The organism is Lacibacter cauensis (genome assembly GCF_007830055.1).
GTDB classification, from domain to species: Bacteria; Bacteroidota; Bacteroidia; order Chitinophagales; family Chitinophagaceae; genus Lacibacter; species Lacibacter cauensis.
Window position 1 is genome coordinate 157785 of the sequence record NZ_VLLE01000003.1, and the last position, 25187, is coordinate 182971.

The window sequence follows — 25187 nt, forward strand, 5'->3', positions numbered from 1 at the left end:
CTATTTCAGCATCCATGAATTGCTAAGTAGAAACCCACAATTTTACGGGGAAAATACGGGAATAGTAGTTTATCAACAGTTTATGCACTAAGTTTATATTTCCAATTAGCCTATTAAACGAACTAACAGCTAAAAAATGAAACCCAAAAATCCAATTTCCATAGTAGGAACGATTGTCCTGCTATTGTTTTCGTACTTTTCTCAAGCTCAGACTTTCGGAACATTTACTTCCCTAAGTAGTATTAACAGCAGCCATATTTATTTTATAAATGGATATGCTTTTTTTGCACCAACTATTTCAAGTGCTAATCCTACTACCTGTAACGGAACAGATGGTTCTGTAACGATCAACGGATTAATACCCGGTACTAGTTATGATATAACGTATACTGATGATGGTGTTGCTGTAGGCCCGGTTACGCTCGTAGCAAACGGTGCAGGCCAGGTAACTATCACAGGTTTGAACGCAGGTGTATATGCCGGATTTGCAGTAACAGAAAACGGTAATACAACCAATTTGTTTTCCGGTGTTATCTTATCAAATCCTATCATCGTTCCTTCGTTTACTGCAATCCCTGCTTTTTGTGCAGGAACAACAGCGCCCATTTTACCTACAACTTCTAATAACGGCATTACCGGTACATGGAGCCCTGCAACTGTAAGTAATACAGCAAGTGGTTCTTATACATTTACACCAACTGCAGGTCAGTGTGGTTTACCGGTAACGATCAATATCACTGTTACTCCACGAACAACTCCAACATTCAGCATACCTGCAAGTATTTGTAATGGAGCAACAGCGCCAACCTTACCAACTACATCAAATAATGGTATTAACGGAACATGGAGTCCGTCAACAGTTAATAATACCGCATCGGGTTCTTATACATTTACACCCGATCCTTCTGCCTGTGCAAATCCTGTAACCATTAATATAGCCGTTAACCCGGTTATTACACCAACGTTTGCATTTGGAACAAGTGCAAGTATTTGTGCCGGAGCAACAGCACCAACGTTGCCAACAACATCAAGCAATGGCATCACCGGTACATGGAGTCCTGCAACTGTGAGCAATACTGCAAGTGGCACCTACACGTTTACGCCAACAGCCGGACAGTGTGCGACTACACAAACATTATCCGTAACAGTTAACCCTGTTCTTACTCCAAGCTTCAGCTTTGGCACAAGCTTAACCATTTGTAATGGCGACGCTGTTCCAACATTAGCTACCACATCCGATAACGGTATTACCGGAACCTGGAGTCCTGCAACTGTGAGCAACACAGCAAGTGGCACCTATACGTTTACACCAACAGCCGGTCAATGTGCAACTACGCAAACCTTTACAGTAACAGTCAACCCGATTGTAACTCCAACATTCAGCTTTGGTACTACGTTAACCATTTGCGATGGCGGTACTGTACCTGCCTTACCAAATACATCAAGCAACGGCATCAGCGGTACATGGAGCCCATCAACAGTTAGTAATACAACAAGTGGTACTTATACATTTACACCAACAGCCGGACAGTGTGCGACCACACAAACATTTACTGTAACAGTAAATCCAAACATTACACCAACGTTTAGTTTTGGTACAAGCGTAAGTATCTGTTCGGGTGCAACTGCACCGGCCTTGCCCACCACATCAAGTAACGGTATTACCGGTACGTGGAGTCCTGCAACTGTAAGCAATACTGCAAGTGGCACCTACACGTTTACGCCAACAGCCGGACAGTGTGCGACAACTGCAACACTTTCTGTAACAGTGAACCCCAATGTTACACCTGCATTTACGTTTGGAACAAGCTTAACAATCTGCAGTGGCGGAACAGTTCCAGCATTGCCTACTACATCAGATAATGGCATCACAGGTACATGGAGTCCCGCAACAGTAAGTAATACTGCAAGTGGTACGTATACCTTTACACCAACAGCCGGTCAGTGTGCAACCACAACAACATTTACGGTAACAGTAAATCCAAACATTACACCAACCTTCAGCTTTGGTACAACATTGACTATTTGTGATGGAGGAACTGTACCTGCATTACCAAATACATCAGGCAATGGCATTACCGGTACATGGAGTCCTGCAACAGTTAGCACTACTGCAAGTGGCACCTACACATTTACACCAACAGCCGGACAGTGTGCAACTACGCAAACATTTACAGTAACAGTAAATCCGAATATTACACCAACCTTCAGCTTCGGTACAACATTAAGTATATGCAGTGGCGGAACAGTACCTGCATTGCCAACCACATCAACCAATGGCATAACCGGTACATGGAGCCCTGCAACAGTAAGTAACACGGCAAGCGGTACGTATACCTTTACACCAACAGCCGGCCAGTGCGCAACCACACAAACATTTACCGTAACAGTTAGTGCCAACAACACTCCAACGTTCAGCTTTGGGACAAGCTTAACGATCTGCAGTGGCGGCACAGTTCCTGCATTACCCAACACATCAAGCAATGGTATTACCGGTACATGGAGCCCTGCAACAGTAAGTACTAGTGCAAGCGGTACCTATACGTTTACGCCAACAGCGGGACAGTGTGCAACCACACAAACATTTACAGTAACAGTAAATCCAAATGTTGCACCAACCTTCAGTTTTGGTACAGCATTGAGTATTTGTAACGGTGCAACTGCACCTGCATTGCCAACCACATCAACCAATGGCATTACCGGTACATGGAGTCCGTCAACAATAGATAACACAGCAAACGGTACGTATACATTTACACCAACTGCCGGTTTGTGTGCGGTACCAACAACATTAACCGTAACCGTTAACCCGGTACTTACACCAACCTTTAGTTTTGGTGCAACGGCAAGTATTTGTGCAAACAGCACAGCGCCTGTATTACCAACACGATCAACCAATGGCATCAATGGTACATGGAGTCCTGCAACAGTAAGTAATACGACAAGCGGTACGTATACCTTTACACCAAACGCAGGCGAATGCGGAACAACAACAACCTTTACAGTAACAGTTGTACCGAACACGGTGCCAACCTTCAGCTTTGGTACAACACTTACTATTTGCAATGGCGGAACAGTACCAGCATTACCAACAACATCAAGTAACGGTGTTACCGGTACATGGAGTCCTGCAACAGTAAGTAATACAGCAAGTGGTACATACACGTTTACACCAACAGCCGGTGTATGTGCAACCACACAAACATTTACAGTAACCGTTAACCCGATACTTACTCCAACTTTCAGCTTTGGTACAAGTGCTTCCATCTGTATCGGATCAACCATACCTGCATTACCAACTACATCAAGTAACGGTGTTACCGGTACATGGAGTCCTGCAACAGTGAGCAACCAGGCCGATGGCGTATATACATTTACACCAACAGCCGGACAGTGTGCTGTTACTGCAACCTACACAGTACAGGTAAATCAAATACCCGTTGTAACAGCTCCTTCAAATATTACAGTAAATGACGGCACAGTGATTCCTGCAACAGTATTTACAACAACACCAGCAACAGGTGTAACGATCAACTGGACAAATTCAAATTCTGCAATTGGTTTAGCAGCATCGGGTACAGGCAATGTGCCACAGTTTACAGCTACCAATACCGGCAATACAGATATTACAGCTACCATAACAGTAACACCACGCATCAATGGATGTATAGGTACACCTGTGACGTATACCATTACGGTGAAAGCATTGAACAAAGATGTGTTTGTGCCAAACGTGTTCTCTCCAAATGGAGATGGCAAAAACGATGTGCTGCGTATTTACGGCAACTACATCAACAAAGTAGAGATGCGCATCTTTAACCAGTGGGGTCAACAGGTTACATTTATCAATAACCAATCGCAGGGATGGGATGGAACACAAAACGGCAAAGCACAACCGGTAGGTGTGTACGTGTATGTGTTGCGTGCTGTAATGACCGACGGTCGTACGATTGATCAAAAAGGCTCCATCACACTTGTACGCTAATCCATGACAAACAAACAATATTCAAAATCTTATATCTGCTATAAAATGAAATATCTATAAAAACTATCGAGCTATTTTATACAAGCAGCGACAATAATTTTTATAGATATAACATGTGGCAATTGAAAAACAATAATAAAAATGCACATGAAAAATAAATTCATCGCACAACAGGGTTTACTGACAGCATGCCTGCTTTTGGTAAGCGTACTTCAATCCGTTGCGCAAACAGATCCGCATTTCACCCAGAACTACACTTACCCGATGTACATCAATCCGGCCATGACAGGCGGCAGCGATGGTGAATACCGTGTATCGGGTGTATACCGTAACCAATGGGGAAGCATTACCAATCCGTACAGTACAACAGGTGTATCGTTTGATACACGTACCAATAAAAACATTGCACTTGGTGTTAATCTGTTGAATCAAAAAGCTGGCGATGGTGGTTTTAATTACCTCAACGCACAGGTATCGGTAGCATATACAGGCGTAAAGTTTGGTGCCGATAATAATCATCGCTTGGTATTAGCGGTGCAAGGTGGTTTAATCAACCGCAGAGTCGATCAAACAAAATTCAAATGGGGCGATCAATGGAATCCCATCACTGGCTATAATTCAAACAATGCTACCAGCGAAAGTTTTGGTACGACCAATACAACGGTATTTGATGCAGGTGCAGGTGCTTTGTATTACGATGCAACACCCGATAAAAAAATCAACAGCTTTGCCGGTGTATCGTTCTTTCACATCAACCGTCCGAAAGACCCCATCGTTACTTCACAAAGCACAGCGTTGAATACCATTCCGCTTCGTTATGTGTTGCATGGTGGTATCAGTTATAATTTATCGGAACGTACCAGCATTATTCCGCATGTATTGATCAACCGCCAGGGCACAGCAACAGAAGCCATGCTCGGTACCTATGTGCAGCTGAATGTAAATGAAGAAACCGATTTTATGTTTGGTGCTTACTATCGTGTAAAAGATGCAGTAGCTCCGTTTATTGGTGTGGATTGGAAAAACTTTGTGGTGGGTTTGAGTTACGATGTAAATGCATCGAAGCTGGGCGCCATGAACCGCAATGTAAACAGTTTTGAACTGAGCTTATCCTACATCAAACGCAGCGGAACAAGAAGTGTGTTCGACTTTATCCGTTGTGCACGTTTTTAATTGTAAGCCATTGAAAGAACCCAATAAAAAAGAATTCATGAAAACCAAACATACCAATAGCCTTTATAAAACAGCCGGCCGCACAGCACTGTGTTTGTTTGCATGTACTGTTATGCAACAGGCAACTGCGCAGGTCGATCAACGCATAAAACAAGCCGAACAATATTTTGCAGCGGGTGATTTTCTTACTGCCGCTAATTTATACGAGCAGTATTTAAAACCTTCACCAAAGGAAAAATCCAAAGCTGATTTTCCACTCAATGCCAAGCATGGCCGCCAGGGAAGCAGCATGGGTAAAGGCGTTACAAAAAACGATCTGTTGTATAAGCAGGCCGAAAGTTATCGCCTGGCACATTACTTACCGCAGGCTGCAGAACGTTACAAAGCCGTTGCAGCTGCTGACATGAATAACTACGCACATGCATTGTACTGGTACGCTGTATGCCAGCGTGCATTGGGTAATTATGCAGCAGCAGAAGAAAGCCTGAATGAGTTTTTAGCAAAAGCAACAGCCAACGATCCATACAGAGCTGCAGCAGAAAATGAATTAAAGACATTGAACTATGTGAAGCAACAAACTGCAAGGCCTGATACCGTTATGTACACGCTGCAGAAATTTGCAGTAAGTACAGATAAGGGTGTATTTGCACCGGTATATGCAGGCAATCAGTTTGTAGTAACCGGTACAGAAAAAGATACAGCTGCACAGGCAGGTGTAAATCCGAATCATAATCGTTTGTACACCGCAACACTTGCAAACAATGTATTGAGTGTAAGCGAACCGCTTACGGTTGGTGCCGATGCAACAGCCAACCAGGGTGCTGCTACAACTAGTGCCGATGGAAAGCATTTGTATTTTACACAATGGAAAACAGAAAGCGGTAAACAGGTATTTGCTGTTTATCATGCATCCAAAACAGCAGATGGCTGGAGTACTGCAGAAGAAGTTACAACAGTAAACAAGGATGGCAGCAGCAAACATCCGCAGCTGAGTGCCGATGGGAAATATTTATTCTTCTCATCGAACCGTGCTGGTGGTAAAGGTGGTTACGATATTTGGTATGCACCTGTAAATGCCGACGGTACGGTTGGTGAAGCCATGCACACCGGTGCAGCCATCAATACGCCACACGACGAACAAACACCGTTCTACCACAGCGCAACCAAAACATTGGTGTTTGCAACCGATGGTAAAGCAGGCATGGGTGGATTTGATTTGTTTACAGCAAAAGGTGAAGGCAGCAACTTTACTGCTGTTGAAAATATGGGCTATCCTGTAAACTCGGTTCGTGATGATGTTTACTTTTTTACAAGCGATCAACAGAACCTGTTAACGAATGCAGTATTCAGCAGCGATCGTGGTTCGGAATGTTGTTTAGAAACTTACACCGTTACAAAAGCGCCGAAGAAAAAAATCTTCACGGGTATTGTGCTCGATAAAAAAGATAACCAGCCGGTAGCTAATGCAACTGTTGTTATAAATGTAAATGGTAAGCAACTGAAAGTAACCACTGATGCAAACGGACGCTACAAAACAGCAATTGAAACCGATGCAGAAGGTACAGTAACAGTAAGCAAACACCGTTACAGCGAAAAGCAAAGCAACGTCAGCATTGTTAAAACAGACGAGAGCGATTGGAGCAGCACAACCTTTACCAACAACGATATTGTACTCGACCGTAAAATTATTCTTACACCGGAAACTGTGGTAACTGTTTACTTCGATTTTGATAAGCACAACATTAAACCCGATGCTGCTTTCAAACTCGATTCGTTGTACGATATACTGGTGAAGAACCCCGGCGCCATTGTGCAGATCAGCGGTTATACCGATGGTTTAGGTTCGGTTGAATACAATAAGATATTGTCTGATCGTCGGGCCAAAGCCTGTGCCGATTATTTGATGGCGAAGGGTGTTGATTCTGCACGCATCAGCTTCGAATCATTTGGTGAATGTTGTCCGCTGGAGATGGAAATCATCAACGGCCGTGATAATGCCGATGGCCGTGCAAAAAACAGAAGAGGTTTGATCAATATTTCTTATCCGCCGAAAGAAGAAGAATAAAAAACTTATTACAATGCGTATACTTTTAACTACTATTATTTTATTCTTTTCACTTCCAGCGATTTCTCAAGATGTTGTTGACGTAACTGAACAGACTATTAGAATTGGAGGATTTAAAGATGAAGAAATATTATTAGGTTTTGCTAAAGGAGATAAAATCATTTTTAACTTTAAGGAAGTAGGTAAAAAGGAAATGAAAGAAATTGAGATTCTTGAGTATCCTTCAAATTCAAAATTTTCGGACTATAAAACGCATAAAATTGAGAATAAGACTATATCAGTAAATCAAACAGGTGTATATGTATTTCGGTTTAAGAATTCCGCAATGAGTGGAAGAATTTGTCAAATTAAGATTCAGCGAATTCCCTCAAATGAGGAAACACGAAATTTTAATACACAAGTTACTTGGGAAACAAAACAAGAAACGACTTATAAAACATACACAAAAGACGTTGTAATAGGGTATGATACTTTATATACACAAAAAACTAAACGTGAATTAAAAAGCACAGAAAGAAAAGAACTTCTCATTTTTGATAAAACTCAGCGAGTTCATTCGACAACAAACGATAATGGTAATAAAACTTCATTATTTTTTACACTTCCTGTAAATGAGTTGGGTTTATACAAAACTAAGAAGGTTGTATCATGGGCCTACTGGGTTGGTGTAGGTGAGGAGGCGAATCAGGCATGGAAACAAAATAGTCAATCTATAAGTAAACTAGCAAAAGGAGCTTCAACCTATTTCGTAAGCCCGTTGGGTGCATTGGCCCTTGGCGCAGTAGCTGATTTGCTTGTTCCAAAAATTGGAGAGGATGTTAGCTATGCAGTTTCAGATCAACAAAATCGAAACCTTTTTCTTGCTGGTCAACAATATCGAATATTTGATCAGGGGAAGGGGGTTGCTGGATTTAAAAACTTTAATAATATGGGAATGTGTCAAGGCACATTCTTTATACTTTTATCAAATGACAATATAATGCAAGGGATTGATGTTACTGTTAAAGTAGTTGCAATCATTGAAACAAATGAGTATGAAGAAAAATCCTACAGCGATGTTAGTATTCAACCAAAGTATGAGAAAAAGACTTTTTCTGATCCTATAATAGTAACAAAAATAGTTCCAGTTGTTGGAAAATAATGGAGAAGCCGCATCTTTCAATGCGGCTTCTCCATTTCATAATAAATTAATTAAGCATATTTTTTCCTCACTCCCACCTTATGCCCGCTCACCGCAAAATAAAGGATGTACAAATAACAAGGAAGTACAGCAATAAAATACGCCAGTTGAAAATCGAGCTGCAGGTTGTCTTTCAGAAATGCATAGATCATTGGCCAAATGGCGCCACCGGCAATACCCATGATCATAATGGCCGAACCTGTTTTGGTAAACTTACCGAGGTGACTGATGCCTAACGGAAAAATAGCCGGCCACATTAACGAGTTGGCTAAGCCCAGCAAAGCAATAAACGTAACAGCTACATAACCACTGCTAAGGTATGCACCAATGCTGAAGGCAATACCCAGCAAAGCACAAATGCGCAAGGCCATTTGCTGCGACAGATATTTGGGAATGCTGATGATACCAATTAGATAACCCAGCAACATTCCACCCAATGTAAGCGATGTAAAGAACTTGGAAATATCGGCACTGATGCCAAGCGATTTGCCGTACACACCAATAATATCACCTGCCATTACTTCGGCCGCTACATATACAAAAATGCAGAGTGCACCGAGGAACAAATGTGGAAACTGAAAAATACTTTTATGGTGAATCACTTCGCCACTCGTTTCATCTACCACATCTTCTTCCAACTGTATTTCGGGTAAAGAAGTAAACTTAATCACCAACGCAAACAAACAAAACACAATGGCCAATACAATGTAAGGCATGTTCACACGGCCCAACACTTCCTGCAACAGTTGTTCTTTTGCTACACCGCTTGCAGCTTCAATTTGTTTTTCAATGGCTGCTGCATTTTTTAAAAACAGCGTGCCCATAATTACCGGCACCAACATACCGGCTCCTTTGTTACACACACCGGCAATGCTGATGCGTTTGGCCGCACTTTCAATAGGACCGATGATCGTCAGATACGGATTCGATGCAGTTTGCAAAAGTGCCAATGCAGAACCCTGTATAAAAATGCCGGTTAAAAAAAGTGCAAACGAATTTGTTTTAGCCGCCGGTATAAACAACAACGAACCCATACCGAGTATGAGCATACCCAATACCAATCCGTTTTTAAAACCTGTTTTCTTTAAAATCCAGGAGGAAGGAAGTGCTAAAAAGAAGTAAGCCATGTACGAGGAAAACGTAACAAAGAAAGCCTGAAAGTCGCTTAAGCCAAACGACAGTTTAAAGAAAGGAATGAGCGTACCGTTGGCCCAGGTTACAAACCCGAAAATGAAGAACAGGGCACACACAATGATCATGGGTATAAGATTCGTTTCTTTCTTTGCTCCGGTCATTTGAATTACGTTTTGCATTGGTTGTTTTTAGGGCAATGAAAATAAGCTAAACGATATGTATTGACGAAAACAAACGGTTGCACAAATAAAAAGCCGCATCAACTCAGCGTGATGCGGCTTTTCGTTTATAGAACAATGAGCTTACTCCTTTACCTCAGTCGTCACCTTTGGTGCTTCTTTGGTCCAGCTGCCCACATCCATTTTGCGTGGAGTAGGATACACTTCATCCAATGTATTACCATCGTACAAGCGTCCGTTCTTAATTACATAACGGATGGTATTGGTATTGCGGATATTCTGCAAAGGATTCGCATCCATAATAATAATGTCAGCCAGTTTACCTTCTTCAATACTGCCGAGTTCTTTATCTAATCCTAAAGCGGTTGCACCAAGTATGGTTGCAGTGCGTAAAGCGTTCATGTTACTCATGCCTCCACTGGCCACGCTCCACACTTCCCAATGATAACCGAGGCCCTGCAACTGACCATGACTGCCGATGCCTGCTAAACCACCTTGCTGCACCACGCTGTTTACACTTTGCGCATGTTTTTGAAACACGTGATCTTCCGGTGTAAACCATCCACCTAAACCGCCGGCACGGCGGCGGCTTTTTGCACTCAGCTCTTCATACGGTGTAAAGAAGTTGAGTTTTTTATCATGCACCGGACTTTCTGTTGTATAGTAATAGTTTTCAGCCCAAGGTCCGCCATACGCAACAAGTAAAGTAGGTGTGTACGCCATTTTACTTTCAGCAATGGTTTTGGTTAAATCGTTGTACAACGGAAACACAGGAATGGCATGTTCATGACCGGGATAGCCATCGAACAACTGCGTCATGTTTAATTTAAAATCCAAACCACCTTCGGTTGTCGGCATCAGCTGTTGTTCTTTCGCTGCCATAATTACCCACTGGCGATGTTGCCTGTTACCAACCAGGTACATTTTAATGTATTGTGTGTTGAAGTATTTGCTGTACTGCTTCAATACATTGCGTGTTTGCTCCAGGCTCTTTAAATTATACATCCAGTAACCTACACCTGGACCGGTGCTGTAAATACGTGGACCGGGAATTTGTCCGGCTTCTACCATATCGCCCCAGGTTAATACATCGGTAACTGCAGTTTGCGGATCTCTTGTGGTGGTAACACCATAAGCAAGATTGGCAGCATAAATCCACGATGTGTTTTTATGCAAACCCCAATAGGTCCACATGTGCGAATGCGTATCAACAAAACCCGGTGTAATGGTTTTACCGGTACAATCAATTTCTTTTGCTCCTGCAGGTATGGTTAGTGTCCCCGATTTGCCAACGGCTTTAATCCGGTTGTTCACGATCAGCACATCACCATCTTCAATCACCTCCTCACCCTTCATGGTTACAATGCGTGCATGTTTCAATACCATGGTAGAGTTAGGAATGTCTTTATTGAAATACACTTTTACCTGTGTTTCATCCGGACTGTATTTCTCTTTCTTCTTCTGCTCTTCTTTGGCCAATGCTTCACGTTTTGCACGTGCCGTATCAGCTTTCAACACAACAGCCATAGAATCGGTATACTTCTTTGCTAAAGAGTCGGCCAGTTTTTTTGCATCAGGTCCCAGCGCCAGTAATGCTTTTACACTATCAGCAGCTTTTTGTGCTTCCAGTTTCTTCGCTGTTTTTACAGAGTCTTCTACAAACTCTGCCCGTGCTACATCGTACACCCAATGTCCGTTTCCTAAACTCCAGTGTACACGTTTGCCGTTTGCTTCCCATGCAGGAAACTCACCACCTATTTCAGTTAACTGGCGGGAAGGGAATGCGCTGAAGGCAGGCGTACCAACATTGATGCTGGTTAGCTTTCCTGTTTCGGGTACTGTTACCACATATACATTATTGTTTACCTGTGCCAATGCCAGGTTACCTTCGGGTGCCATTAAAATAATATCAGCACTCGATGGAAGATTCTGCGGCTCACGGCTGCTGGCACCTTCGGGCAGCATGCAATAGTTTAACGGATCTGTTTTCATCATGGCCTTACCCATTACATAGGCCTTGCTGTTAACTGCAATATGTTCATGATTGCTGTGATCATCCGCATCGGCAATAGAACCATAGGTGGTGATGCCGGTAATGCGTACATACACTTTCGGATCAGTACCATCCCAACGGATCGACATGAGTGTACCGCCACCTGCATTTAAGAAAATACGTTCAGTATCTTTTGTAAAGTGAATGTTGCCACGTCCGTTGGCGTTATCTACTTTGGTAATAGCACCACCTGTTGGAGCAATCCATACAATTTCGCCTTCTGCTCCGCTATAGAACGGATCTTCTGCATCTTTAAACAAACGCACCGGTGCACGGAAAAACGCAATGCGGTTGTTGTAACTCCACGCAGGCTGCATATAAAAACCGGCTTCGGTTGTAAGTTTTGTAACAGCAGGTTTAGTACCCAATGTTGCTTTGTATAAATGACCGCCATCGGTTTCATTCCATGTAACAAAAACCAATTGTGTACCATCAGGGCTCCATGCAGGCATGGCTTCGGTAAAGTTGTGAGTGGTTACACGTTTTGCTGTACCGTTGGGATAATCCATTACATACAAACGGTTCAATACAGTAAATGCTAATTTCTTACCATCGGGACTTGGTACGGCATCACGTATTTGTGTAGCAAGCTTTGCAGTGGTGTCTTTAATGGCATAATTGAAATACAAACGTGGACCCATATCGAGCACTACATCTGCTTCAAAACTTACTTCTGTTGCTTTACTGCCATCAACAGGTATGCGCCATATTTTACCGCCATAGCTGGCAACTAAAAACTTACTGTCGGGGGTAAACGCCATGCCGGGTAATACACCTTGCGGTGCAATACTCTCCTGTTCATCTCGTTGTACAGGATAAGCCAGCCAGCGTTCATCGCCATTCTTCATATTGCGGATAACCAAACCTGTTTTATCCTGGTAACGGCTGCCATACACCATCCACTGTCCGTCTTTGCTTAGTGTGGGTGTAAACGCCGAACCGTAACGGGTGGTGATGGAATTCATGATGCCTTTCACCCGATCATATGTACCAATCTGGTATTGCGGTAACAATGCATTGTAATTCCACGATCCGTTACGCATGCTGAAGTAAATGGTTTTACCATCGGCACTCAAAAACGGATCAATCATTTTTGTTGCAGGCGATCCATCGGTAAGTTGTGTACCGCCGCCACCATCTTTATGATAAAGGAAAAGCTTCGGAATACGACGGCCTTTACTGGCGATGATGTAATTGCCATCGGGCGTCCATACAGCTGCAGGAAAATCTTCTGTTGCTTCCTTGGTTAACTGTACCGTGTCTTTTTTCTCGGTATCAATGTACCAGATATTATCACTGCCGCTTCTGTCGCTGGTAAATAATATTTTCTTTCCATCAGGGCTAAAGCGTGGATGCGTTTCATACGCAATACCTTTTGTTACCTGGGTGGCTTTACCACCTTCAATGGGCATGGTATAAATATCACCCATCAAATCGAAGGCAATGGTTTTACCATCGGGACTAACATCCACACTCATCCAGGTTCCTTCTTTAGTGCTGAATTTCACCTGTCTGGTTGGTTTAAGTGGAAGGCTGGCAAATGCCGTATAAGGCATCGTGTCTTTTTTAACACTGTCTTTGGCCGGTTGTTGCGCAGCAAGAGGCGCAGCAAAGCCAAGCATTGCCAGTACAATAGCAGATCTTCTCATACTGTATAAGGTTTTAGAAATGGTAAGGTACAGTATGAAGTTGAAAATTTTTAAAAAAGTGATGTTCGGCTTAAGTAACGGATGGTTTTTATTTTTCTCTTATAACTCAAAACTCATACTAAACAAAAAACTGCGGGTGGCCATTTTTGCCGGACCGGAAAAGGTAAGTGTACCGGTAGAAGTTGAACCAACATAGGTTTGCGGCGTTGCATCGGCTCTGTCAGCAGGTATAAGATTGTTCAAACCGTAATTATATTGAAAGCCAAACATACCGCCTTTCATACGCAGCATAAGTTTTAAACCCAGTCCGTAATCAATACGGCTGCGATCGTCGCTGGCTTTTTCGCCAAACTGTATAGACTCTTTTGTATCGGGATAATCTTCGGTGTTCTTGTATCTGCCAAACAACGCATAATGCACATAGGGTCCTGCACCAACAGCTACTCCATCTTCACGATTAAAGTTTTTACTGGCGATGGTTAAAGGTAAATGTGCTGTAAAATTATACATGCGAAAATGCCGTTGAAATGGTTTGATTAACATCATTTTCCTGTTGGCATCGTAACCCGTTGATACAATACCTGCATGTGGAGCCAATAATAACCGGCTTGCGTTGCTGTTGCCGGGTATAAGTGGCAGCAAGGTTTCCAGTTCTAAGCCATACGCAAATTTTGAATCGGCCTTGTTATAGTAATGAATATTGCTGCTGCCAAAGCTTGCTTTTACAAATACAGGTTGTTTCTTTTGGGCAAGTACGAACGAGAAAACAAATAAACAGGTAAGCGTTAGAAAAATCTTTTGCATAAAGTTGAGATCGGACGCAGTGCTTATAACAGTAATAAGCAACAGTCGTTTGATTTGGTGAGGAGCAAAAATAGATGCAGCCTTATTTGCAGCGATACCCACCATTGGGTATTATGAGAAATATATGTAATGGATGTTAAGCTAATTCAATGGCCGGATCCCAAAAACGTTTTGCAAAATCAACAACCGTATCATTCTTTACAGCAACACCATCTTTTTTCAGTAACTCTTCCATTTGCGTAGGTGTTGCAAAATGTGCTTTGCCGGTAAGCATACCGTTGCGGTTTACTACACGTTGTGCAGGTACTTTGGGTTGTACATTGTGTGCACCATTCATGGCCCAGCCAACCATACGTGCGGAAAGTTTAGTGCCAAGGTAAGCGGCAATTGCACCGTACGATGTTACACGGCCTTTTGGTATTTGCCGCACCACATCGTATACATCATCAAAAAAAGAATATTCTTTTGCCTTACCTGCTGTTGGTAGTTTGGTTGCTTGCTTTTTGCTGGGCATTGTTCCGTTCTTTTATTACCAAGGTACGACGGGGTTCCGGAACTGCTTCATAATCGTAAGGGCAATGTCTGCAACCATGGCCACAACAATAGCCTTTGTCAAGATGGTACTTTGCGGTGAGCACAACGTTATCCTGCTCATCGTAATAAAAATCGATACCTTCTTTTAACTTGTTCATAGTTGAAAATGCAAACGAAGTAAAACTTTTTAACCAATAGCAGTATGTTTTGTTGCAGTAATTCTTTGCTTCTTTTTGCAGCTGTTCATTCTTTTTCTGTATCGAACACCCATTGTTTTAACAGGCTGTCTTTTTCAACCAATAACTCGCCTGTTGGTAAACCGAAACGCAGGTAATGAATACGATTGCTTTGTGCAATATCCAATCCTTCGTAATGCGTTTTAATTTTTAGCTCGTCGCTGATGGTTGGCTGTTTATATAAATCGTCGGTTGCTTCGTGCAAGGGTAAATCGTACAGCTCAATTACTTTTTTGGTGAATTGATACAATACCGGTGAATCGGTTTTTAAATGAACAAAGCCGCCCGGTTGAAGAAACTGTTGGTACAGGCGTAAGAATTTGGGATGCGTTAACCGTTTTTTATGTTTGGATGCACGCAATTGCGGATCGGGAAAGGTGATCCAGATTTCACTTACTTCAGCAGCGGTAAAGTAATTGTTCACCTGGTCTATTTGCGAACGTACAAACGCCACATTACCGAGATTTTCTTTAATAGCTGTTTTGGCGCCCACCCAAATGCGGTTGCCTTTTAAATCGATACCGATGAAATTCCGTTGCGGGTACATGCGGCCCAGCCCAACAGCATATTCGCCTTTACCACAGGCCAGCTCCAGGGTCAGTGCATGTTCATTTTTAAAAAAGGCACCCCACTGCCCCTTCATGTGTTGCGGGTACTGCAATACATTGGCAAAGGTTTCTATTTCTGCAAAACGGATGAGCTTTTTTTGTCCCATAGCGGGCAAAGGTAAGTGGTGCGGGAAAGCAATAAAAACAAAAAAGCCCTTTGTAAAAACAAAAGGCAATCGTAAAAAAGCATGAGAAAAATCTGTACGGAAAGCAAGGTTATCGGTTTGCGCCGAAATAAGATGCTGTAGGGGGAGGGTTCGAACCTCCACGGAGCAGTTAGCTGCAACACAAAGTTTAGTGGTCAACCCCGGTCGGCCTTACCAAAAGTAACGTCGGCTCTATGTTGCGTTTATCCTGTTATCTCCACCCCCGAGACGAGAGGGCATGTCTGCCAAAAATTTCATCACCCCACAGTGTAAAAGAACAAAAAGTAAAATCCAAAAATCAACTTCCAAAGTCCAAACAAATACAGCCTTGGTAATTGGTTTTTGTATTTTGGAGTTTTGTTTTGCTGTAGAGGGAGGGGTCGAACCTCCACGGAGCAGTTAGGTACCGTTGCCGGACTTTATCCTGAATTCTCCACCCCCGAGACGAGAGGGCATGTCTGCCGAAAATTTCATCACTCCACAGTATGTTGTTCAAAGAACGATTACAGAGCAATATTAAACCATCTTTCCCTTTTGTTGAACATTTTCAAACATAAATTTTAAAAATTTCGATTGTGTTCAAAAAAATATTACTAATATTGAAATAATTTCAAAATAGCATTCTGTTATGGCCACTAAATTGAATCTTGACAAACTCGACATGCAGATCATCTCCGAAATGATGGAAGATGCGCAGATATCGTATGCCGATTTGGGTAAAAAGCTTTTTGTTTCGGGTGGTACCATCCATGTTCGTATTAAAAAACTGCAGGAGCATGGTATTGTAAAAGGTACCAAGCTTAATGTAGACCTGAAAGCACTGGGTTACGATATAACAGCCTTCATAGGTGTATACCTCGAAAAGAGCTCACTCTACGATACGGTTGCAAAAGACCTCCAAAAGATTCCGGAGATTGTACGCCTCAATTATACAACAGGTAATTACAGTATGTTTATTGAAGTGGTGTGTAAGGATATTAACCAGCTGCGTTATGTTTTGCACGATGCGTTGCAGAAAATAAAAGGCATTGAACGTACCGAAACACTCATATCGCTGGAAGAAAGTTTTAACCGCAAAGTACAGGTAGCTTCTAACCTTGCCTGATTTGAACAGCGTACAGAAAACTAATTGTACTTTAGTCAACCTACAACCCGTGTACTGTGTATGAACTTAGATATCGTATGTGAACTGATAAAGAAACGCTGGAAACAAGTAGCGGTTATTGTACTGCTTGCAACATTAGCAACAGGAGGTATTCTGTTTTTACAGAAGCCTTATTACAGAAGTACGGCGGTGTTTACAGCAGCCAATCCTAATCTGGGCGATCGGTCGAACATTTACCGTACCGAATTTTGGGAGCAATATTTTTATTATGGTGGAGAGTTGGACAACGATCGCTTAATGGCACTAGCACGATCGGAAGAAATGTGCCGTTTTATGGTGGACAGTTTTAAACTGGTTGAACACTATAAACTTTCTTCCGCAGGCGATAAAGCAGCTTACCTGGCCGATTATGAATACAAAGAAAATGTGCGTATCCATAAAAACGAGTTTGGCCATGTAAAAATAAATGTGTGGGATACCGATAAAAAACTGGCAGCAGCTATTGCTAATGCAATAGTTGCAAGAGTAAATGCTAAAAGTGTTGCATCATTTAATACAATGAAGATTGAAATACAACAAAAGCTGCAGCACGATTTCAATGTACAAAAAGATACTTTGCAACAGGTAGAGCAATTGTTGGAGAATAAAAATGATGCATTTTTAGCAGCCCGTAAAGAAGGGCTTATTACCAGGTTAAACGAAACAGAAAAGCTTATACAACAGTTTACAACAAGTATTAACGATGTAAGCGCTTTGTTTGTAATTGAAGAAGCCTTACCTGCATTAAAAAAAGATAAACCTAAAATTCTGGCAGCTGTGCTGCTCGCTGCTGTTGCTTCTTTTGTGTTTGCACTATTGTTGTTCATTTTTATTGAATGGCGCTCGCAGTTGAAAGAAAACTGATATGCAGGGCATTTTTACAAGAAAAGATGTTTTTTCTTTTTGGCTACCGGCTATAGCTGCTGTAACCTGTTTTGTTGCAGGTATTGTATTTCAGCAAAACCTGTTATTGGTGTTACCCTTTGCAGTATTGGCCGGTATTGCATTTGGTTTCAACCTTCGCTTTCTGTTTTTTGTTTTATTGTTTGCCATTCCGCTTTCAACTGAGTTTGAAGTAACAGCCACACTTTCTACCGATTTACCGGACGAGCCTTTAATGTTGCTGCTTGCAGGAAGTCTGTTGGTACTATTTTTAGTGAAGCCGCATGTACTGCCTGTTGAAATAAAGAAAAGCAGTCTTGTTGTTTTATTGTTGCTGCAGTTGCTGTGGATGCTGGTAACAGTTTTGTTTTCACAAGAAGTTTGGCTGAGTATTAAATACTGCCTGGCAAAGGGTTGGTTTATTATGGCCTTTGTTGTGGGAGGATTATTGTTTTTACGTACAAAAGAAGATTTTGCAACGGCTTCGAAAGCGCTCATCTTTTCCATGCTTATTACTGTATTGTATAGTTTAATACAGCATGCAGCAAAAGGATTTACGTTTGAGGCGATCAATTCCACACTCGACCCGTTCTTTCGTAACCATGTAAACTATTCGGCACTGCTGGTATGTCTTTCGCCTGTGTTGTTGCTTTGGTACAACTATACATCGCAGCGGATGCGTAAGTGGGTGCTGGCATGTATGCTACTTTTTTTAGTGGCTTTATTTTTTGCATACTCCCGTGGCGCATGGCTGTGTTTGTTATCCGGATTTATAACCTGGCATGCTGTACAAAAGCGTTTCCTGCTTTCGTTAATTGCGGTTACGTTACTTGTAGCCGCTGTTTCGTTGTTTGCACTGGTGGAGAATGACAACTACATGAAGTTTGCACCTGATATTAATACTACCCGTCAGCATTTCGATTTAAACGAACATCTTGAGGCAACTTACACACTCAAGGATATGTCTACGATGGAACGTTTTTACCGCTGGATTGCCGGCGTGAAAATGGTGAACGAGGAAAAGCTGAAGGGTTACGGTCCGAACACGTTTACGACCTATTATAAAGAGTACACGGTTGCTGCGTTTAAAACCTGGGTAAGTAAGAATGAAGAAAGATCATCGGTACACAATTATTTTCTGCTGGCAGCAATTGAGCAGGGATTGCCCGGGTTGTTGCTGTTGCTTGCATTACTCATTGGCATGTTTGCAATTGCTGTTAAAGCATACCACACATTAACCGATGCGTTTGAGCGTTCGCTGGCAATTACTGCAGCAGTAATACTGAGCATGATTGTAACATTAAACCTGCTGAGCGATTTAATTGAAACCGATAAAATTGGAAGCATCTATTTTCTGCTGCTCGGAATATTTATTCGTCTGCAGGTTAAAACAAAGGAGCAGCAGTCAACAGTATTACAATGAGCCTCCTTCTGCAAAGCGGGAGCTTACAAACAGCTCGGTTGTTTCTTCTTTTCCTTTTAAACATTCCATCATCCGTTCGCATGCAAGTTTACCCAAACGGTAGCCGCTTGTTTCAACGTACGTTATTTCCGGATAATAAATGCCGGGGAAATAACCATCGCTCAAAGCAATAATACCAGTTTGTGCAGGTACGTTAATGTGCAGACGCTGTATACATTTCATTACGCCCACCAATATTTCATCGCTCATGCAAAAAACAGCGTCAGGCATTTTCTTTAATTGAAAATAACGTTGTGCAATGCTTTCTGCTTCTTCGCTTTTGCCGGCAAATTCGTATGCAACGTCTACAGAAGTATTTTGCTGCATAATCTTTTTAAACGCATCGAGCCTGCGTTTAGTAATAGAAAGCTGTGTATTTCCAAAAACAGCAAGAATGTTTTTTTTCTTTTTCTGCAGCAAAGCTTCAGCGGCCATTTCTGCAGCCTCTTTATCAGCAAGGCAAACTCGGTCGTACGCATCATTGTCCGGCACTTTATCAAAAAATACGAGCGGTATATTTGCCTCTTTCATTTTATGAAAGGCATCGATGTTTGTTGTTTCTTTCGATAAACAAACAAACACGCCGCTAACACGGTTTTGCCGGTATATCTTCAGGTTTTCAATTTCTATGGCAGGATCGTCGCCGCTTTGCAGGATCATTAAAGAGTAGCCGGCTTTTTTTACTTCTTCTTCTACGGCATTTACAAACGAGTCGTAAAAGTTATTGGTAATGGAAGGAATCATTACACCAAACACTTTTGTGTTTTTACTGCGCAGGTTAACTGCTACAGCATTGGGTTCGTACTCCAGGGTTTCTGCCAGCTCCATCACCTTTTGCTTGGTGCTCGCAGAAATATCAGGATGGTTTTTCAATGCTCTTGAAACCGTAGAAACACTGATATCCAATACCTGCGCAATTTTTTTTAATGTAGCATTTGCCATAACCGAGAATTAGGGTCGTTAATTTTTCCACCGCAATTATTTTCGCAATCGTTTGCGGTTCCGAATGGTTAAACTTAATATGTTTTTCCGGATTGAATTCCTGAAAACTACTATAAATTCACAACAGATTAACATTACCGATTGCGTGTAGCCATATAAGACTGCTTTAGAATTTTCATATCCCGGCCATTCTGGGCTTTCTCCGGGCTGTCATTGCAAGACGTGTGTTGATAAATAACCCTCAACAATTTTAAAAACTACTGATTATGATCTTGACGAAACTTGCAAGAGGCATTCTCACCATGCTCAGTTTGTTTGTATTTGTTGCCTTTGCAACCGCACAAACAAAAACCGTTACCGGTAAGGTAACCGACTCGAAAGGCGAAGGCGTTCCTTCGGCTACAGTAGCAGTTAAAGGAACAAAGGTTTCTACTACTACAGGCCCCGATGGTTCGTTTAGCTTAAGCGCTCCTACAAGTGCTAAAACACTTGTTATTTCTTCCGTAGGATTTGGTACAAAGGAAGTGAGTATAACAGATGGTCCTATGGCTGTTACACTCGAAACACAAAATGCTGCTTTAAATGAAGTAGTAGTAATTGGTTACGGTACACGTAAAGTAAAAGACCTCACAGGTTCTGTATCGAACATTACCACAAAGGATTTCAACAAAGGACAAATTGCTACACCCGACCAGTTATTACAAGGTCGTACTCCTGGTGTATTGGTAACTCCTGCAAGCGGCGAACCGGGCTCAGCTGCTACAATCAACATTAGAGGTACAGCCTCTATTCGTGGTAACCAGGAACCATTGTATGTGGTGGATGGTGTACCTATTGCCAGCGGTGGTACATTAGGTAGTGCCAGCGGTGTAGAAGGTAGCTCAACTCCAAGAAACCCATTGATGTTCCTTAACCCGAACGACATTGAAAGCATTACTGTATTAAAAGATGCATCTGCTGCTGCCATTTATGGTTCAAGAGGTGCAAACGGTGTTGTATTAATTACAACAAAGAGTGGTAAAGGCGGCAAAAAAGGTCAGATCACGTTTAGTGCTGCAACAAGTATTGCAACAACTGCAAAGCGCTACGATTTGATGAACGCACAGGATTTCCTCCTGGCTGCTAAAAAAGCAAATATTGATGGTGGTGCAGATCCTGTTACTGCTGCTGCGGCGGTTGAATTGCTGGATAAGAAAGCAAATACAGACTGGCAGGATCAGATTTTCCGTACAGGTGTATCACAAAACTACAACCTCGGTTGGGGCTTCAATGCCAAATCAACCAATGTACGTTTAAGTGGTTCGTACGACGATCAGCAAGGTATTATCCGTAACAGCTCGCTGAAGCGTTTAACTGCACGTGCAAACATTACACAAAAATTCTGGGGCGATAAACTGAAGTTCGAATTAGCTTCAACTTTCTCAAGCACAAAGAACCAGTATCCTCCATTAAGTAATAACGCAGGTTACCAGGGTAGCTTGCTGGGTGCTGCTTTGCAGTTTAACCCAACGTATCCTGTTTACAATCCTGATGGTTCATTTTATCAGCCCGGCGATCAGCGTAACCCGGCTCAGATGCTGGCTTACTTCGATGATAACGATCGTGTAAACCGTTTCCTGAACAGTATTTCAGGTAGCTGGAATATTACTAAAGGACTTACGTACAAAGTGGTATTAGGCTTGGATAATATGAAGAGCGAGCGTATTGCATTTGCAGATCCCCGCTTAAGTACAAACGCATACAGCGGTACTACTACATTATCTACACCAAATGGTATTACTGTACAAAACTATAACAACTCTATCCAGGGTAATGGCCGTACAACCAAACAAAACTTAGATCTTAAGTCTACCTTGGTTGAACATTACCTTACTTATGATAAAGATTTTGGAAAAAGCAACTTCAACATCGTTGGTGGTTTCTCTTACCAGAACTTTATTACCGAATACAGCCAGCGTGTAGGTTGGGGATTAAATACCCCTGTAGTTGGTCCTAAGGATGTGTTTGTGAAAGACTTCAATAACTTCAAGAACTACGCAGACCTGTATCCCGGTTACGATAAAAACGAGTTACAATCGTTCTTCGGTCGTGTAAACTATTCGTTCGACGACAGATACTTCCTTACTGCGACAGTTCGTGCAGACGGGTCATCTAAGTTTGGTGCAAACAACCGTTATGGCGTGTTCCCTGCATTTGCTGCAAAGTGGAAACTCATTAACGAAGAGTTTGCGAGAAACAGCTTTGGTAGATGGTTCAGCGATTTCAGCGTACGTGCAAACTATGGTGTGCTGGGTAGCCAGGATGGTTTGCCTTCTTATGGTGCTGTAAACCGCCAGTTCAACTACAAAGATGCAAATGGTGCGAACCAAAACACATTGGTACAAACAGGTAACCCCGATCTGAAATGGGAACAAGCTGCAACAACAGGTGCAGGTGTAGACCTTACAACAAAAGACAACAGACTTAATATTACTGTTGACTACTTCTACACAAAGCGTACAAACATTTTGTTCAACGCTCCTACTCCTGGTGGTTTCGCCCCAACATCTAACTGGTTTATTAACTTACCCGGCTATGTAATTAACAAGGGTTGGGAAGTTAGCCTTGGTTATAAAATCATCAAAGGCAAGAAATTTACATGGGATGCAAACTACAACATGACGTTTGTGAAAAACGAATTGCGTGACATGCCTGTACCTGTAATTACAGGTGGCGTTAGCGGCCAGGGTTTAACTGGTGCTTATGCGCAAACATTTACCAACGGTCAACCGTTATTTACATGGTCAATGCCTGTGTTCCGTGGATTTGATGGTAATGGTAACGCCCGTTACGAAAATGGTGCACAAAACCAACTCGTAGGTACAGCCATTCCGAACTTCTTCGCCGGTTTAACCAACAACTTTACATTGGGTAACTGGAGTTTGAGTGTGTTTGCAAACACTGTAAGGGGTTTCCACGTATATAACAATACAGCCAATGCGTTGTTCCTGAAAGGTAGCTTACGCAATGGCCGTAACGTAACTTATGCAGCAGGTACAAGCCCTGAAAATCCATTCAACCCTGGTAGCGTTTCAACCCGCTTCCTGGAGAAAGGTGATTTCATCCGTATTTCAAACGTAAACCTCAGCTATGCGTTTAACCTGAAGAACAGTAAAGTAGTGAAGTCACTTTCTGTTTACGCTTCTGGTCAGAACCTGGCACTGTTTACAAAGTATACTGGTATCGATCCTGAAGTAAACGTTGATAAAAATATCAATGGTGTTCCTTCTCGTGGATTTGATTACACAAACTATCCAAGACCCCGTGTTGTAACATTTGGTCTTAATCTTGGATTCTAATTTTAACTTATAAACTATTTATAAATGAAAACAAGTATGAAAAGTTATGTTGCCGGAGTAGCTGCTGCTTTTGCTTTGTTTACATCTTCTTGTACGAAGCTGGAGCCGGAGTTGGGTGGACAGGAAACGATAGGTGTGGTTAAGGATGGCGCAACACCTGCAGCACCAACCATCTCTTCTGTGTATGGTCAGTTAAACCAGCTGGTTAGCCAGGAAAACTGGTTTGCGTTGAACGAACACAGTACCGATGAAATTTTAGGACCTACCCGTGGTACAGACTGGGACGACTTCGGTACATGGCGTCGTTTGCACCTCCACACATGGGGTCCCGATCATAACCAGATTAACAACGTATGGAATGGTTTAAACGGAGCATTGTTCCAATCTACACTTGCTGCTGAACTGTTAACAGGCCAGGCGCAGGCAGAAGGTAAATTCCTCCGCTCTTATTTCCGCTTCTTAATGATTGATGCATTTGGTCAGATGCAGGTACGTCCTGCAACTGCTCCTGCCAGTGCCATCCCTTCAGTTGTTCCTCGTTCAGAAGCGATCGATTTAATTATTACTGAATTAGAATCTGCTGTTGCCGGCTTACCTGCATTTACAGGTACAAACCGTCATGTTGCAACAAAAGAAGCTGCTTGGGCTTTGTTAGCAAAACTGTACTTGAACAAGGCAGTTTACAAAGCGCCTGCAACTGCTCCTGCAGGTCCTTACACATTTGCTGCTGCTGATATGAATAAAGTAATACAGTACTGCAATAGTGTTGCTGCAAATACAAACCTGGCTGTTGAAACAAACTATTGGGATAACTTTGTTTGGACAAATAACAGCGCTTCTTCTGAAAACATTTTTGTAAGAAGAAACACAGATGGTATTAACATGGTGTGGGCTACTTGTATGGGTGGTCACTACAACCAGGCTCCTTCTGGCTGGAATGGTTTTACAACACTTTCTGATTTCTACGACAGCTTTGAAGATGCAGACGTTCGTAAGAGCGCTACGCTGCCAGGCTTTACAGATCAGGTGGGTACTAAAGCCGGTTTCAACGTAGGTCAGGCAAGAGGTCCTCAAGGTCAGCGTATCGGTAATCCGCTGGTTGATCTGAAAGACCGTAGCGGTAACCCACTGGTGTTTACACGTAACGTAAGTATTTTCTTTAACGGTGAAGCAAGTGGTATCCGTACCAATAAGTTCCCGCTCGATCCATCTTCTATCAACGATGGTGGCTGGGGAAGTACAAACGACTTTGTGTTCCTGCGTTTATCTGATGTACGCTTAATGAAAGCAGAAGCGATCTTAAGAGGTGGTACAGATGCAGAAACTCCATTGGCAATCGTAAACAGCATCAGAAGCAGACGTAATGCAACAGCATTAACTGCAGCTCCAACGCTTACTGTGTTATTGGCAGAGCGTGGCCGTGAATTATATCTCGAAGGCTGGAGAAGAAATGATATGATTCGTTACGGTGTGTTTAATAAACCTGTACAGGAACGTGCGGCTGAATCTGACCCTACAAAGGTTATTTTCCCGATTCCTGCAATCGCTCTTTCTTCAAATCCGAATTTGAAGCAAAATCCTGGGTACTAGTTTGTATCATAATCAATAGGGGAGAGGTCGCTGGTTTCAGCGGCCTCTTTTTTTTAGAGAGAAGTTGTGTGCAATTGCTTACA

At 42.4% G+C, this 25187-nt stretch carries 16 protein-coding genes; 9 read left to right on the forward strand and 7 right to left on the reverse strand.

Going from position 1 to position 25187, the window contains the following annotated elements; translation table 11 throughout:
* Positions 1–136: 136 nt before the first annotated feature.
* The 4 genes from IQ13_RS05955 (at position 137) to IQ13_RS05970 (ending at position 8364) form a co-directional block, all read left to right on the forward strand.
* Positions 137–3985 (forward strand): T9SS type B sorting domain-containing protein, encoded by a 3849-nt coding sequence (locus IQ13_RS05955; protein ID WP_144885196.1) that lies wholly within the window; start codon positions 137–139, stop codon positions 3983–3985.
* 147 nt (positions 3986–4132) lie between these two features.
* The gene (locus IQ13_RS05960; protein WP_144885197.1) at positions 4133–5158 is read left to right on the forward strand and encodes a PorP/SprF family type IX secretion system membrane protein; all 1026 of its coding nucleotides are present in this window, start codon (positions 4133–4135) and stop codon (positions 5156–5158) included.
* Positions 5159–5195: 37 nt separating this feature from the next.
* Positions 5196–7223 carry an OmpA family protein gene (locus IQ13_RS05965; protein WP_144885198.1) on the forward strand — a complete coding sequence of 676 codons (2028 nt, stop codon included), beginning with the start codon at positions 5196–5198 and terminating at the stop codon, positions 7221–7223.
* 13 nt (positions 7224–7236) lie between these two features.
* Positions 7237–8364, forward strand: a complete 1128-nt coding sequence (locus IQ13_RS05970) for a hypothetical protein (RefSeq protein ID WP_144885199.1) — start codon at positions 7237–7239, stop codon at positions 8362–8364.
* 50 nt (positions 8365–8414) lie between these two features.
* Here IQ13_RS05970 and IQ13_RS05975 read toward each other — a convergent pair whose 3' ends face one another.
* From IQ13_RS05975 to trmB, 6 genes are all read right to left on the reverse strand, one after another.
* Positions 8415–9716: a sugar MFS transporter gene (locus IQ13_RS05975; RefSeq protein ID WP_242009489.1), complete on the reverse strand. Its 1302-nt coding sequence runs from the start codon at positions 9714–9716 to the stop codon at positions 8415–8417.
* A gap of 123 nt (positions 9717–9839) precedes the next feature.
* On the reverse strand, positions 9840–13418 hold the full coding sequence (locus tag IQ13_RS05980) for an amidohydrolase family protein (protein ID WP_199758196.1): 3579 nt from the start codon (positions 13416–13418) through the stop codon (positions 9840–9842).
* Between the two features lie 99 nt (positions 13419–13517).
* The gene (locus IQ13_RS05985; protein ID WP_158637332.1) at positions 13518–14222 is read right to left on the reverse strand and encodes an outer membrane beta-barrel protein; all 705 of its coding nucleotides are present in this window, start codon (positions 14220–14222) and stop codon (positions 13518–13520) included.
* 136 nt (positions 14223–14358) lie between these two features.
* Positions 14359–14736: an MGMT family protein gene (locus IQ13_RS05990; protein WP_144885201.1), complete on the reverse strand. Its 378-nt coding sequence runs from the start codon at positions 14734–14736 to the stop codon at positions 14359–14361.
* Positions 14693–14914 (reverse strand): C1orf53 family protein, encoded by a 222-nt coding sequence (locus IQ13_RS05995; protein WP_144885202.1) that lies wholly within the window; start codon positions 14912–14914, stop codon positions 14693–14695. The genes IQ13_RS05990 and IQ13_RS05995 overlap by 44 nt, the downstream gene beginning before the upstream one ends.
* A gap of 85 nt (positions 14915–14999) precedes the next feature.
* Entirely contained in the window at positions 15000–15707 is a 708-nt protein-coding gene (gene trmB, locus IQ13_RS06000; protein ID WP_144885203.1) for a tRNA (guanosine(46)-N7)-methyltransferase TrmB, read from the reverse strand.
* A 667-nt stretch (positions 15708–16374) separates the two neighbouring features.
* Between trmB and IQ13_RS06005 the strand changes: the two genes are divergently transcribed.
* Genes IQ13_RS06005 through IQ13_RS06015 form a run of 3 tightly spaced genes read left to right on the forward strand, consistent with a single transcriptional unit; the run spans position 16375 to position 19195 of the window.
* Positions 16375–16851: an Lrp/AsnC ligand binding domain-containing protein gene (locus IQ13_RS06005; RefSeq protein ID WP_144885204.1), complete on the forward strand. Its 477-nt coding sequence runs from the start codon at positions 16375–16377 to the stop codon at positions 16849–16851.
* A 60-nt stretch (positions 16852–16911) separates the two neighbouring features.
* Positions 16912–17754: a GumC domain-containing protein gene (locus tag IQ13_RS06010; protein WP_144885205.1), complete on the forward strand. Its 843-nt coding sequence runs from the start codon at positions 16912–16914 to the stop codon at positions 17752–17754.
* A 1-nt stretch (position 17755) separates the two neighbouring features.
* The gene (locus IQ13_RS06015) at positions 17756–19195 is read left to right on the forward strand and encodes an O-antigen ligase family protein (protein ID WP_144885206.1); all 1440 of its coding nucleotides are present in this window, start codon (positions 17756–17758) and stop codon (positions 19193–19195) included.
* Here IQ13_RS06015 and IQ13_RS06020 read toward each other — a convergent pair.
* Positions 19187–20176 carry a LacI family DNA-binding transcriptional regulator gene (locus IQ13_RS06020; RefSeq protein WP_144885207.1) on the reverse strand — a complete coding sequence of 330 codons (990 nt, stop codon included), beginning with the start codon at positions 20174–20176 and terminating at the stop codon, positions 19187–19189. The genes IQ13_RS06015 and IQ13_RS06020 overlap by 9 nt on opposite strands.
* A 266-nt stretch (positions 20177–20442) precedes the next feature.
* On the opposite strand from IQ13_RS06020, the gene IQ13_RS06025 reads away from it, so the two are divergent.
* Together IQ13_RS06025 and IQ13_RS06030 are read left to right on the forward strand one after the other, a co-directional pair.
* Positions 20443–23514 carry a SusC/RagA family TonB-linked outer membrane protein gene (locus IQ13_RS06025; protein ID WP_144885208.1) on the forward strand — a complete coding sequence of 1024 codons (3072 nt, stop codon included), beginning with the start codon at positions 20443–20445 and terminating at the stop codon, positions 23512–23514.
* Between the two features lie 24 nt (positions 23515–23538).
* Positions 23539–25104, forward strand: coding sequence for a RagB/SusD family nutrient uptake outer membrane protein (locus IQ13_RS06030; RefSeq protein ID WP_144885209.1), 1566 nt, complete (start codon positions 23539–23541; stop codon positions 25102–25104).
* Positions 25105–25187 lie beyond the last annotated feature (83 nt).

What these genes read in the sequence shown, in the direction of transcription:
- IQ13_RS05955 (WP_144885196.1), top strand. Translation starts at nt 137, where the DNA reads ATGAAACCCAAAAATCCAATTTCCATAGTAGGAACGATTGTCCTGCTA.
- IQ13_RS05960 (WP_144885197.1), top strand. Translation starts at nt 4,133, where the DNA reads ATGAAAAATAAATTCATCGCACAACAGGGTTTACTGACAGCATGCCTG.
- IQ13_RS05965 (WP_144885198.1), top strand. Translation starts at nt 5,196, where the DNA reads ATGAAAACCAAACATACCAATAGCCTTTATAAAACAGCCGGCCGCACA.
- IQ13_RS05970 (WP_144885199.1), top strand. Translation starts at nt 7,237, where the DNA reads ATGCGTATACTTTTAACTACTATTATTTTATTCTTTTCACTTCCAGCG.
- IQ13_RS05975 (WP_242009489.1), bottom strand. Translation starts at nt 9,716, where the DNA reads ATGCAAAACGTAATTCAAATGACCGGAGCAAAGAAAGAAACGAATCTT.
- IQ13_RS05980 (WP_199758196.1), bottom strand. Translation starts at nt 13,418, where the DNA reads ATGAGAAGATCTGCTATTGTACTGGCAATGCTTGGCTTTGCTGCGCCT.
- IQ13_RS05985 (WP_158637332.1), bottom strand. Translation starts at nt 14,222, where the DNA reads ATGCAAAAGATTTTTCTAACGCTTACCTGTTTATTTGTTTTCTCGTTC.
- IQ13_RS05990 (WP_144885201.1), bottom strand. Translation starts at nt 14,736, where the DNA reads ATGCCCAGCAAAAAGCAAGCAACCAAACTACCAACAGCAGGTAAGGCA.
- IQ13_RS05995 (WP_144885202.1), bottom strand. Translation starts at nt 14,914, where the DNA reads ATGAACAAGTTAAAAGAAGGTATCGATTTTTATTACGATGAGCAGGAT.
- trmB (WP_144885203.1), bottom strand. Translation starts at nt 15,707, where the DNA reads ATGGGACAAAAAAAGCTCATCCGTTTTGCAGAAATAGAAACCTTTGCC.
- IQ13_RS06005 (WP_144885204.1), top strand. Translation starts at nt 16,375, where the DNA reads ATGGCCACTAAATTGAATCTTGACAAACTCGACATGCAGATCATCTCC.
- IQ13_RS06010 (WP_144885205.1), top strand. Translation starts at nt 16,912, where the DNA reads ATGAACTTAGATATCGTATGTGAACTGATAAAGAAACGCTGGAAACAA.
- IQ13_RS06015 (WP_144885206.1), top strand. Translation starts at nt 17,756, where the DNA reads ATGCAGGGCATTTTTACAAGAAAAGATGTTTTTTCTTTTTGGCTACCG.
- IQ13_RS06020 (WP_144885207.1), bottom strand. Translation starts at nt 20,176, where the DNA reads ATGGCAAATGCTACATTAAAAAAAATTGCGCAGGTATTGGATATCAGT.
- IQ13_RS06025 (WP_144885208.1), top strand. Translation starts at nt 20,443, where the DNA reads ATGATCTTGACGAAACTTGCAAGAGGCATTCTCACCATGCTCAGTTTG.
- IQ13_RS06030 (WP_144885209.1), top strand. Translation starts at nt 23,539, where the DNA reads ATGAAAACAAGTATGAAAAGTTATGTTGCCGGAGTAGCTGCTGCTTTT.